The following is an 11903-nucleotide window of genomic DNA, read 5'->3' as shown; positions in this document are numbered from 1 at the left end:
AATTTAGAGGCTAGGACTTTTGTCCCAGCCTCTTGGTTTTTTGCTTATAAGGGAACTCCGAAGACCTCTAGGGACTTGAGTTCAGAAGGATGGAGTCTCCGCCATGCTCCCAATTGAAGAGTTGAATCTAGCGTTAGAGGCCCCATAGAGATCCGCTCTAAATCCACCACTTCCTTGCCACAGGCAGCGACCATGCGCTTGACCTGATGGAATTTTCCTTCAGCGATTTCGATTTCGACGTAGGAGCTGGCATTTGCCTCATTCACCTCTAAGATCTGCAATCTCGCAGGCAGGGTCGTGAAGTCTTTGAGGGCAATGCCAGCTTCAAAACGGGCCACATCTGCCTCATCCATGATCCCAGCCACCTGGGCACGGTAGATCTTCGACACATGCTTCTTCGGCGAAAGCATGGCATGGGCGAGCTTGCCATTATTGGTCAAAAGGAGTAAGCCATGGGTATCGATATCTAGACGCCCGACAGGAAAGACTTCCTTGTGATGGGCTGTCTCATCCAATAGATCTAGCACAGTTTGGTGGTGATCATCTTCAGTCGCTGAGATGACCCCAGCTGGTTTATTGAGCAGATAATACACAAAGGTTTCATGGACCAGGTCTTCTCCCATAAAGGTCACCTGATCCTTGTCTGGATCAATCTGCAGCTTTCCTGCTGTCTCTTTTTTTCCATTCACTGCGATTTTCTTTTGCTTGAGGAGTTGCTTGACCTCGGTCCTACTCCCCACGCCGCAATCCACTAAAAATTTATCTAGGCGCATAGTTATTTCCCGCTCTTTCGCACAATCCAAAGGCCAAAAAAGGAAACCAGGATCATGAGGATACCAGAAAATCCAAAAATGAAGACTGGAGCAGATGAGATCGTCCCTAATAGACTAAGGACAAAGGTCGTTGCGATCGAACCTGTACTACATCCCAAAACCGCAATGGACGTTGCCTGGCTCAAGACCCCTGCTGGCATCTTATCAGATAAGACATTGTAAACTGTTGTAAGAGCCACACTGTAGGCGAAGCCAGAAGCAATGGTTACAAGGGCAAGAATCAAGAGATTTGGAGAGACCCCGATCAACATTTGGGCCACACCATAAGCTACTCCCGAAACCAATAATAAACGATCACGGAATAGATAGGTCAAGGGCGAGAAGGCCAAACCTGCCAAGATCCCAACAAATTGCATGGCTGCTAATATAACCCCAGCAGTTTGGGCAGTGCCATGTCCAACTTGTTCTACCACACTTGGAATCCGAACGGTGATCATGACATTGGACAAGACGATAGCTGCCGCAACGACCGCTAAGCCGAGCGTAGTCCGCCATTGTCCCCCCGTCATCTTCACATCCTTGTGTTTTTCCTCCACTGCTTCTGTCTTAGATCCATAAGGCACAAATAAGAGATACAAAAGTAAGATAGGAATACTGATGCCGTAAACGAGAAAGGCAGCCTGCCAGCCAAAGCGAATCAAGAGGCTGACTCCAAAGGTTAAAACGGCCGTCCCAACAACCTCTGCAGAACCACGAATACCAAGAGTTTGGACGCGTTCTTTTCCTTTATAGCGTTCACTGATAATGGCAATGGCAGAAACATTGAGCAAGCCAACCGCCATCCCGAAAATAATCCGAGACAAAAAGACAACTGGATAAGCTGGACTGATTAAAGGAATAAAGCCACATAGAGCGTAAGCAACTAAGCCTGTCACAATCATCTGACGCTCTGAAAAAAGGCGCCCAATCCATTTATTGAAGATGAGTGAAACCATGATCCCTGCAGAAGGAAGCGAGACCAAGAGTTCAATCATGCTGTGAGGAATTCCCTTGTAATAGGCAAACATGGCCGACTGCGCACTCGAAATCGAAAACGAGGTCGTCAAAATAAATGAAAGCGCGAGAATACTCACTTTCTCCATGATTTTTTTCATTATTCTATCCTTTAAACTAATCTTTTTTTCACACTCCTCCTATAATAACACGAGCTAGTGACAGGACGCAATAGATTGAATTAAAAAAACGAAATGATTTCTCCATCATTTCGTTCGTGCTAGCAATTGTGAGGCAAATACTCCCGTTCCAACCATCAAAGCGCCAATCCAGACAAAGAGCAGATGATTGGAGGGAGCTAGTGGCGTCACCAACTGGATGAAGAAAGAAGAGAGGGCTGATCCGAGATTGCAGCCGATCAAGACCAGCGAGGTCGCAAGGTTCAGGAGATTGGTCGGGATTTTTTCAGATAGGTGATAGAAAATACTGGTGACTCCCGTACTGTAAGTAAATCCGGCTAAGAGGGTTCCTAGAACCAAGCTCCACAGCTGTCCGGACAAGCCAATCAAGGCTAGAGCTAGACCGAAACCAAAACACATGATCATGAGCAAGTTCTTTTTGAAAACATGTGTCAAACTGGCAAAGCCTACCCCTGCTACAATCCCTGTCAATTGCATCAGACTCAAGACGGTTCCAGCTGTTGTCGCCGTTCCCATACGAGCGTCAACAATGATATCCGGCACGCGCAAGCTAATAATAGAATTGAAGCAAATGATGATACCAGCAATCACAGCTAGCATTAGACTAAAACGCCATTGAGGGGAGCGAAGACGTGCGGAACCTTTCTTTTTCTCCTTCAAGCTAGCCTGTTTTTGCTCCTTAGGATAAGGGACAAAAAGGAGATAGAGGAGTAAAATCAAGTAACCACCACCATATACGGCAAAGATCGCTGGCCAGCCTAGGGGTAAGAGTTGTCCCACAATAAAGGTCAAGATGGCAGAGCCCACCACTTCAGCAGACCCCCGATAGCCCAGCATCCGGGTCTTATCATTGCCTGAGTAGCGCTCACTGATAATTGAAATAGCCTTGGCATTGATCATTCCTGTCCCCAAGCCAAAGAGCAAACGACTCAGAAAGATGAGAGGATAGTCCTGCACGACCAAAGGCAAGAGGCCACTAGTTGAAAAGAGCAAGAGCCCTGCGACAATCATCTGGCGCTCACTCATCCACCGCTCGATCAGGCTATTTAAAAAGAGCATGGCTACGACCGCAAAGGCTGGCAGGGAAACCAAGAGTTCCACCTGGCCTGCTGAATATCCGAAGTGGCTAAAATAAGCCTTCATAGCCGGCAAACCAGCTGTAATTGAAAAAGATGAGATCAGCATGAGCGACAAGCTCAAGAGACTGATTCTTTCCATTGTTTTTTTCATTTTTTATTTCCTACACTTTACTGGTAACATTTGATTTTACTAGTTTTTCAGAAAAGATTCAAACTAGTATTTTCAATAGAATCCTAGTATAATCAATTTAGAAATAGAAAAACAGGACATTTGTCCTATTTTAGGAGAGTGAGATGAAAAAAATTTCCCCATCTACCAGACTCAAGGAGATCATCACAGACTACCAATTGGACCAGATCTTTCCAGGTGACTGTCTCAGCCAGCTGGACCTCGTTCTCTACCAGGCTGGAGATTATATTTGCCGCCAGGGTTCTGAACAAGATGTCATTCCTTATTTTCTCAAAGGCCGGCTCAAGATTATCCACAGTCTTGAGAATGGCAGCGACACCATCCTTGAAATCCAAGAAAAACCTGGACTCTTAGGAGAGATTGAGCTCCTGCTCGATCGGGTCTGTATCTCATCAGTCATTGCAGACCAAGACTCGCTAGTCGTCCAGCTCCCAGCCCTGCACTTTAAGAAGCGCCTCCTGCTTGATCCAACCTTTTTGCGCTCTACGGCCAAGACCTTGGCTGAGAAATTACACCAGATCAACTATTTGGCTCCTGCCAACTTTCATTATTCGGTCAAGGAACGCCTCGCCTCGCATTTTCTGGAGCATTGCGATGAAAATGGGACCCTCAAGCCCAAGATGAATCAGCTGGCCCTGCGTTTTGGGATCAGCTACCGCCACCTTAGCCGTGTCATCAAGCAGATGATCGAAGAGGGCTTAGTCCAAAGAGAAGGGCGAGTCTATACGATTTTAGATGCAAAAAGGATGAATGATTTGTCCATCAAACATGCGGAAACCATCGACAGATAACTTTAATTTTAGGCTCTTTTGTGTTATCATGGAGGGTAGAAAGAAAGTGAGAGTAAAACGATGAAAGCAATTGAAAAAGTTACAAGAGCATCCCATTTGATTGATATGGATGACATTATCCGCGAAGGAAATCCAACACTTCGAGCTGTTGCAGAAGATGTGACCTTCCCCTTGTCTGATCAGGAAATTATCCTGGGTGAAAAAATGATGCAATTCTTGCACCATTCTCAAGACCCTGTTATGGCTGAAAAACTTGGCCTCCGTGGAGGAGTGGGACTCGCAGCTCCTCAGCTGGATATCTCAAAACGGATCATCGCTGTTTTGGTTCCCAATCCAGAAGATGCCGATGGCAACCCACCAAAAGAAGCCTATAGCCTTCAAGAAGTCATGTACAATCCAAAGGTTGTCGCCCATTCTGTTCAAGATGCAGCGCTTGGCGACGGGGAAGGCTGTCTCTCTGTAGACCGCAATGTCCCAGGCTATGTGGTTCGCCATGCCCGCGTGACGGTTGAGTATTTCACAAAAGATGGGGAAAAGAAACGCATCAAACTCAAAGGCTACAACTCCATCGTCGTTCAACATGAAATCGACCACACCAACGGCATCATGTTCTATGACCGCATCAACCCAAACAACCCATTTGAAATCAAAGAAGGACTTTTGATTTTAGAATAGCGTAACCGACAAAAATACCTAACTGAGAAAACTCTCGGTTAGGTATTTTTTGTTATTTTTTGTCTTGCCTTTTATTCGAAAACTTGCGCATGATGGTACGCGCTATGCTAATGAAGAGGTCCAAGACGATTCCTAGGGTAACCATTCTGACAAACCACACTAATAAAATTGGTCGTCTTACCTTTGCATCAGCATATCCTAAATGATCAAGTGCTACAAACATCAATAGATAGCATACTATTTCTAACGGAATGCGAAGTTTAGCTTTTTTCAGACTGAAGCCTTTCAACCAACCCCATAGTAAATCCCACAACGTCGGATTCTCCTCAGGTTCATCCTCCCAGTAATCCTTGCTTTTCGTTTTCAAATACAAGAGGTAACCCACTTCTGTCAGCAATTGAGTAAAAGCGTAACTGAATAGTATGCTTACGGATACTCCTAGCACCACTCCATAATAGCCAGTAAGGGCCGCTCCTATCATGGAGCAGACGAAGATGATCGTTAGGGCATTGCTACTGTAACTACTTGATTTTGCGAAATAATTTCCCAGGGTTCTAGTTGGTGAAAAGCCAATCTTTAACTGCTTCTTAAGCCAAAAATGATGATAAATAAAGCCCAATAAGGTACAAATCACAAGAAAAGTAATGACGATGAAGCCATATTTCGGGAAACCTACTTCAAATTCCTTATTTGCAAGAGCAGAAACAATGATGAGCAAGCCCATGACTTGGAGCGATAAAAACATTCCTACATAGGTGAATAAGAGTAGAGTCGTTGACAACACTTGTCTTCTATATATAAATGCCCCCATTAACGGCAAGAAAAATGCAATGATATGGTAAAGACAATAGATGACGAGGATATCAAAAAACCAATGACTAAATGGTTTTATACCTTTCGATACATCATACGAATAAAAACAAAGGATTTCAAATGCGAACAGAAATACGCCTGTCCACGAATTGATCATCATAGCCGCTGAAGCGCGTGTATTGGCTAAACTTTTAAAGTAGACTTTGTTCGCCTGCTTAATATCGACTTTCTTTTCATTTTTCATAGCATGCTCCTTTCTAAAAAATTGTTTTAAGGGCCAAAAGCAGATGGACGCTGCTATTGCTTCTGGGTTTTACTCGACTGGATCTACTTGATTTTAGCTTTGAAATCGTCGCCTGGAGCATATAAACCTAAAATAGCTGATGCTAAATACATAAATGAAGTAACAAATAGGACCATATGAACAATTAGATTTGGTTTAATTTTACTCAAAACTGAGTAAATCATTGCACTTGACAAAAACAAAGGAACTATCAACAATAAAAGATTTCTTAGTACTATCCTAAATTTTGCTGGGCGACAATAGATTCTTTTAGCTTTCTTAGAAGCCATCATTCCAGTCTCTATTTTCCTAGTGCTCAGCCAAATACGAAGCCCAACAACAATACATAGAACAAGGATCATTAACACTAGATTCAGTAGATGGGAAGTAAAATATAAATAATCCTCTATCGGAAAAGCTCTACCTAGTAAAACTGCTAAGGAACCAGCACCAAGTGTTGAGATCCCCACTTTAGTCTGAGTTGAAAGCATGTTCTTATCTCCTTCAAGCACTTTCGGAGCTATTGCTTCTACTTCATCCTCTGTTAGCTGATAACCTTTATGAGGGACAAAATAGGTAAACCATGGAAGAAAATAACTTGTTATAATTGGCCGATCGACTTCCATTAAATACCATTCATTCTCTACTTTTAACAAACGATATCGAAAATTCATTTTCGGTAAATACTCGATTTTTGCGGGTTTAAACATAGATGTCTCTTACTTTCTATACTGTTTCATTCTTAGACGGAGAAACTAAACTAACTTTTCACCAGTCTACCACAGCCATAATTATCTTATTTAATCATAACAGAACATACCTTCCATCATACCTGATTTTACTTTGATGATCAAGTTTTGACTAAAAAAGAGGTTGGAAGATTTCCAACCACTCTATCTGTTTTAGCAAGTTAAACCTAGCTTCCTCTTTCCCAGAAGATGGCTAATAAAATCATGGCACCAAGAATCGATGGGATAATCGCTGTACCGTTTAGGCTTGGTCCCCAAGCACCAAAGAGTAATTGTCCTAAAAAGGCACCAATCCAGCCCAGGAACATTTTCCCAAAACATCCCATGCGTTCGCCACGATTGGTGATAGCTCCAGCTAGAAGTCCGATCAAAAGACCGACAAACATACTTCCAATCATAGTTTCTCCTTAAATTGCCCAATCTCCATTGCGGAAGACTGGGACGCGGGTGCCGTCTTCTCGGATGCCGTCGATATCCATTTGGCTTGAGCCGATCATGAAGTCGACGTGGACGTCTGAGCGGTTGAGGCCGGCTGCTTCGAGTTCTTCTTCTGTGAATTCTGCGCCCCCTTCTACGCTGGTGGCATAGGCTGCCCCGATGGCCAAGTGGTTAGAGGCATTTTCATCGAAGAGGGTATTAAAGAAGGTAATGCCTGATTGGGAAATTGGGCTTGGGTCTGGTACGAGGGCACATTCCCCCAAGGCACGCGCTCCTTTGTTTTTGAAGACCAAATCTTTCATGACTTGATCGCCTTTTTCTGCTGTGATATCCACAATTTCTCCATTTTCAAAGGTCACTTTGATGCCTTCGATGATGTTTCCGTTGTAGCTAAGTGGTTTTGTAGAGGTGACATAACCTTCTGCGCGACGGAAGTCAGGAGCTGTGAAGACCTCTTCTGTCGGCATGTTTGGCAAGAAGCCTTCGCCTTGGGCATTGATGGCTCCAGCAGATTCCCAAACGTGGTTTTTCGGCAAGCCAAGAGTCAAATCGGTCCCTGGTGCTGTGTAATGAAGGGCTGAGAATTGTTCCTTATTAAGTGTATCTGCCTTGCTCTTCAAAATAGCAGCATGCTCTTCCCAAGCCTTGACTGGATCTTCTTCGTACACCCGGCAGGTCTTGAAGATTTGATCCCACAGGAGATCCACTGCTTCTTCATCACTCGCCGCATTTGGGAAGACCTTTTTCGCCCATTCTAAACCAGCTGCAGCAGCAACTGTCCAGCTGACCTTGTTGGATTGAGTGGCGATGCGCATTGGTTTCATGGCCATGCCCAAAGCCTTAGCAGAAGCAGAAAGCTTCTCTGCGTCGACACCATTTAAGGCACCTGGATCAGAAGAACGGACACCAAGACGACTGGCCTTGTGTTCCAAGAGGTAGTTCATCTCTGCAATCTTGTAGTCAGGTACATTGTCTAAGCGATCCATCGGTGCATGGAGGAATTTTTCCCGGGTAGTAAAATCATCTGCCCATTGGACAATGACTTCGTGTGCCCCCAAGGCATAGGCTTCCTTCACAATCAAGTGGGCCAATTCTCTTTGTTCCACACCGATGTTCAAGACCAAGGTATGGCCAGGTTGCACGTTAATGCCATTTGCCACCAACAATTTGGCATATTTTTCGAGGTTTTCTTTAAAATTTGGTAAAACCATTATTTTCTCCTTCATAAGTGAATGATCTTCTCCTAGTATACCATAAGTCCATGCAAAAAGGATTCCGCTCCTGCAGAATCCTTTTTCTTGTTCCTTCTAGCTTAAGGAAGAACATAGCCTTGATCATCTACCGTATGGGGATGTTCTGTATTGCCATTCTCTCTCAAGGCTTCCAAATCTTGATCCAAAATCGAATTGTAATCCGTACTACCTTCACGGGTTACCCGAGTCGATACTTGGCGCAAGAGTTTTTCATTAAGATTGCGGACCCAGCGACCATTACTATGGTCATTGGCACGCATATAATTCCCTTTCACAATCTCTCCGTAAAGGGCTTCATTGACTTGGTAGCCTTGCTTACGCAATCCTAACAGACCGATCTCAACGATCTCATTTGGGCTGTAGTCTTCAAAATCAAATGTAGTCGGGATCCGGCTTTGCAGACCTGAATTGACCTGCAAGAAGTCATGCATCTCTCTGGTATAGCCAGCAAAGATAATCACAATATCACGACGATGGTCCTCCATAAATTTGAGGACTTCGTCCAAGGCTTCCTTCCCAAAATCATCATTTGAACCGGTAAAAAGCGTATAGGCTTCGTCGATAAAGAGGACGCCACCTAGTGCACTTTCTAGGACTTCGCGCGTCTTCAAGGCCGTTTGACCTTGGTAGCCTCCAACTAGATTGCTCCGCGATACTTCGATGAATTTCTTCTGCTTAATAACTCCTTTTTGGAAGAGGATATTGCCCAAAATGCGGGCCACGGTGGTCTTCCCTGTACCGGGATTTCCAAGAAAGAGGGAGTGCAAGGTCGTATCTTCGACAACGCCACCTTGTTCAGCCCGTTTTTGATTGAACTCAGCCATGGCTACGAATTGCTCGACTTGCTCTTTCACCTTGGCAATTCCAACCAAACGGTTGAGGGCAGCCATTCCATCTTCTTCCTTATCGGCTCCTGCTTGATACTTACCTTGGTTAAGGACAGCATCGATATCGCTATTGAGAATGGTCTCAATATCATCAGAACCTTGGGCCACCACCCGATCTGCCATGGTCTTGGTCAATTGCTCATCCAGGTTACGGATCCAGCGACCATTGCTCTTATCTAGCGAGCCATCATAGGCCCGTTTGACATGACGCGCATAGTAATCCCGGTCCTCGAGCTTGTAGTCCCCTTTGCTTAAAATCATTTCCCCTAGTTGGACAATCTCATCTCCTGTGAAATCTTCAAAGATGAAATTATTTGGCACCCGAGAACGAAGGCCTGGATTGGTCTTTAAGAACTCCTCCATTTCCTTGGTATAGCCGGCAAAGATAATCATGATGTCGTCACGATTGTCCTCCATAAATTTGAGGATGGTATTGATCGCCTCGATCCCAAAGTCCGCACCGCTGTCCTTTTTATCCAAGCTATAGGCTTCATCAATAAAGAGGATGCCCCCACGCGCTTTTTCAAGTAGGGCCTGGGTCTGTTCAGCTGTTCCTCCAATATTCGAAGAGATCAGATCGGACTCCGTTGCTTCCACAAAACGGAATTCCTCCCCTGAGAGGACACCTGCATCAAAGAGCACTTGTCCCAACAGACGAGCCACCGTCGTTTTCCCTGTACCAGGGTTTCCCATAAAGGCCGCATGCAAGGTTTGCTTTTCAGGAGCCTTGCCACTGGCGATTCGTTTCTTGTTAAATTCCACCATGTTGATCATTTTCTTGATCTCATGTTTAACTTTTTCAAGACCGATCAGGCTATTGAGTTCCTGAAGAGCATCTTGTTTCTTCTCTAGCCCAGAGTCCCTTGCTGTAGTTGATGCCACCGTTGCTTCCGTCGCCTGTCCCGTAGCAACGACTTGCGCATTGCCCTTGGCCACTTCTCTGCCAACAAGATAGTCACAGTCATCCTCGATTTCCTTGGTCAGATCACGCGCATCGCCCTGTCTATAGGTTATGGTGCCTGCCTTCACAAAGGCCCCACCTTGAAGCCGTATATTAGGATCCGCAATCTTATGACAAATCATATGCTCAGCCATCAGCACACTATCATCGAAAACTCCAAATGAAATGGTTTGGGCATTCTCATTCAAGAAGGTCGTTTCCCCAGTCAGGGAAGCAAAGGACTCTTCATAGACGCATAAAAACTCTGTAAATGTCGCTTGGTGAGCTCGGATCATACTATTGTATGAATTGATGGAGGTCATACGATCCGAATCCGAATTGAATTGAACATTGTTATCAAGACAGACTCCAGTCCCCGTAGGTAGCTCAATTTTACAGTTTTCAGACTCCCAAATGACATTTCTCAACCAAACTGGTGGAAAATCCTTTTCCAGATCCCCGCCTGTAATCGTTGAATTTTTTGCGATCACTTCTGAGTCCTTGGCATGGATCGTATTATTCCCAAATTTTTCAATATGGACCTTTTCTAAGGTCAACTTGGATCCTTCTGACAGATCAATCTTAGAAAAAATCGTTGAATTTTGAATGGACAATTCCGATGCTGACATTCCGATGACACTTTGGTGTTTTTCCGGAACCTTCATCCCAACTCCATCCAATGTCATTTCCGAATGCGTATCCATATAGATAAAAAATTCACTATTTATCGGAGTAGTGATTTCAAAATAGACCTGTTTACAGGTGATAGCTGACTCATTCCATAAGGTCAAGGCAGTATAGTTCCCACCAACTTTAAACCACAGATCTTCAAATGTCACCTGAGCTCCCTCTACAAATCGGAAACAAGCCTCAATCGTGTTGTTAAACATGCGTCCATTGCCATTTGGATTTGGAACCACATGCCCCACAAAATGAAGGCTCTTGTTGATCACAATCACCTCATCTGTCGGCCATTGAAAGACATGCCCATTTTCAAACTCGATGGTATCTCCATCCTGCGCTTTTTCAATCGCATCCATAAAGTTCCAACTATTGTTGTAAGGACCTACTAAATATCTTGCCACGCGCTTCTCCTTTGTTTCATCTTTTTGAAAGAACATCCATTGTTTTTCTGCTTCCTGTTTACAAACACTTGTCACTAAAAATTGTAACACAATCCAGATCCAAAGAAAACACTTATCAGATCTGAAAGGACTGAAAAACCTCTATTTTCAAAAGGAAAATAGAGGCTGTCAGTTAATCTTTTAAAGCTGAAAATAAGCCGGCTAGCGCCATTGCTCCTGAGAGCAGGGCGGTGGAAAGGAGCAGGACATTGTCTGCCACTAACGAATCTTAAGCACGCAGGTCCTCCATCAAGTCTGAGACCGATTCAAAGGGCTGACTCATATTCCGATTTTGCTCTACATCCGTTACGACTTGGAGCAACTTACCATGATCGTCTAATTTAACATCAAAAGGTAAGCCCTGATATTGAATAGCCTGACGGAGGAAAATGTTGATAGCTGTGGTCATATCCATCCCTAAATGATTAAATACCTGTTGGGCCTGTTCCTTAACCTCACTATCCAAACGAATACTCATGCTCGTCTTTGACATATTCTCACCTTCTTTCTATAGACTATTTTAACAAAAAGAAGGTTATTGTAAATCCATTTGATATACAACGGATGTCTATAAGCCAAAATATAGTAAAGAAATAAAATTAATGTCCCAAATATGGGAGATCTCAGCCTGAGTTTTAGTTTTAGAATATAATGTTGCTATCATAGATTAAGAGGTGAAAAATATGAACCAGATTATGAAACAATATAAATTACT

The 11903-nt window shown here is 44.0% G+C and carries 11 protein-coding genes; 2 read left to right on the top strand and 9 right to left on the bottom strand.

The window, feature by feature from the left end; all coding sequences use genetic code 11:
* Window positions 1-44: 44 nt before the first annotated feature.
* The 3 genes from HMPREF3002_RS02355 to HMPREF3002_RS02345 all read right to left on the bottom strand — a co-directional run bounded on the left by HMPREF3002_RS02355 (window position 45) and on the right by HMPREF3002_RS02345 (window position 3196).
* Complete coding sequence (locus HMPREF3002_RS02355; RefSeq protein ID WP_070665115.1) at window positions 45-773, bottom strand: pseudouridine synthase; 729 nt, start codon at window positions 771-773, stop codon at window positions 45-47.
* A 2-nt stretch (window positions 774-775) separates the two neighbouring features.
* Window positions 776-1927 (bottom strand): MFS transporter, encoded by a 1152-nt coding sequence (locus tag HMPREF3002_RS02350; RefSeq protein WP_049523278.1) that lies wholly within the window; start codon window positions 1925-1927, stop codon window positions 776-778.
* Window positions 1928-2032: 105 nt separating this feature from the next.
* Window positions 2033-3196: an MFS transporter gene (locus HMPREF3002_RS02345; protein ID WP_070665114.1), complete on the bottom strand. Its 1164-nt coding sequence runs from the start codon at window positions 3194-3196 to the stop codon at window positions 2033-2035.
* Window positions 3197-3339: 143 nt separating this feature from the next.
* Here HMPREF3002_RS02345 and HMPREF3002_RS02340 point away from each other — a divergent pair, with 143 nt between their 5' ends.
* Both HMPREF3002_RS02340 and def read left to right on the top strand, forming a co-directional pair.
* Window positions 3340-4026, top strand: a complete 687-nt coding sequence (locus tag HMPREF3002_RS02340) for a cyclic nucleotide-binding domain-containing protein (protein ID WP_070665113.1) — start codon at window positions 3340-3342, stop codon at window positions 4024-4026.
* Between the two features lie 60 nt (window positions 4027-4086).
* A complete protein-coding gene (gene def / locus HMPREF3002_RS02335; protein WP_003004253.1) occupies window positions 4087-4701 on the top strand; it encodes a peptide deformylase in 615 nt (204 codons plus the stop codon).
* A gap of 52 nt (window positions 4702-4753) precedes the next feature.
* On the opposite strand, the gene HMPREF3002_RS02330 is transcribed toward def, so the two are convergent.
* The 6 genes from HMPREF3002_RS02330 to HMPREF3002_RS02305 form a co-directional block, all read right to left on the bottom strand.
* On the bottom strand, window positions 4754-5758 hold the full coding sequence (locus tag HMPREF3002_RS02330; RefSeq protein WP_070665112.1) for a hypothetical protein: 1005 nt from the start codon (window positions 5756-5758) through the stop codon (window positions 4754-4756).
* Window positions 5759-5841: 83 nt separating this feature from the next.
* Entirely contained in the window at window positions 5842-6507 is a 666-nt protein-coding gene (locus tag HMPREF3002_RS02325) for a DUF443 family protein (RefSeq protein ID WP_070665111.1), read from the bottom strand.
* Window positions 6508-6713: 206 nt separating this feature from the next.
* Window positions 6714-6944, bottom strand: a complete 231-nt coding sequence (locus tag HMPREF3002_RS02320; protein ID WP_003010011.1) for a GlsB/YeaQ/YmgE family stress response membrane protein — start codon at window positions 6942-6944, stop codon at window positions 6714-6716.
* A gap of 9 nt (window positions 6945-6953) precedes the next feature.
* Window positions 6954-8195, bottom strand: a complete 1242-nt coding sequence (locus HMPREF3002_RS02315; RefSeq protein WP_070665110.1) for an aminopeptidase — start codon at window positions 8193-8195, stop codon at window positions 6954-6956.
* Between the two features lie 101 nt (window positions 8196-8296).
* Window positions 8297-11149 (bottom strand): AAA family ATPase, encoded by a 2853-nt coding sequence (locus HMPREF3002_RS02310; protein WP_070665176.1) that lies wholly within the window; start codon window positions 11147-11149, stop codon window positions 8297-8299.
* A 268-nt stretch (window positions 11150-11417) separates the two neighbouring features.
* Entirely contained in the window at window positions 11418-11681 is a 264-nt protein-coding gene (locus HMPREF3002_RS02305) for a type II toxin-antitoxin system RelB/DinJ family antitoxin (protein WP_049523154.1), read from the bottom strand.
* Window positions 11682-11903: the final 222 nt, after the last annotated feature.

It is taken from the genome of Streptococcus sp. HMSC065E03 (assembly GCF_001815045.1).
In the GTDB taxonomy this organism is placed as follows: Bacteria; Bacillota; Bacilli; order Lactobacillales; family Streptococcaceae; genus Streptococcus; species Streptococcus parasanguinis_AD.
This window is presented reverse-complemented; position numbering and strand designations above follow the sequence as displayed.

Coding starts and splice junctions, on each gene's coding strand:
- def (WP_003004253.1), top strand. CDS start 4,087: ATGAAAGCAATTGAAAAAGTTACAAGAGCATCCCATTTGATTGATATG.
- HMPREF3002_RS02345 (WP_070665114.1), bottom strand. CDS start 3,196: ATGAAAAAAACAATGGAAAGAATCAGTCTCTTGAGCTTGTCGCTCATG.
- HMPREF3002_RS02340 (WP_070665113.1), top strand. CDS start 3,340: ATGAAAAAAATTTCCCCATCTACCAGACTCAAGGAGATCATCACAGAC.
- HMPREF3002_RS02305 (WP_049523154.1), bottom strand. CDS start 11,681: ATGTCAAAGACGAGCATGAGTATTCGTTTGGATAGTGAGGTTAAGGAA.
- HMPREF3002_RS02355 (WP_070665115.1), bottom strand. CDS start 773: ATGCGCCTAGATAAATTTTTAGTGGATTGCGGCGTGGGGAGTAGGACC.
- HMPREF3002_RS02330 (WP_070665112.1), bottom strand. CDS start 5,758: ATGAAAAATGAAAAGAAAGTCGATATTAAGCAGGCGAACAAAGTCTAC.
- HMPREF3002_RS02350 (WP_049523278.1), bottom strand. CDS start 1,927: ATGAAAAAAATCATGGAGAAAGTGAGTATTCTCGCGCTTTCATTTATT.
- HMPREF3002_RS02315 (WP_070665110.1), bottom strand. CDS start 8,195: ATGGTTTTACCAAATTTTAAAGAAAACCTCGAAAAATATGCCAAATTG.
- HMPREF3002_RS02320 (WP_003010011.1), bottom strand. CDS start 6,944: ATGATTGGAAGTATGTTTGTCGGTCTTTTGATCGGACTTCTAGCTGGA.
- HMPREF3002_RS02325 (WP_070665111.1), bottom strand. CDS start 6,507: ATGTTTAAACCCGCAAAAATCGAGTATTTACCGAAAATGAATTTTCGA.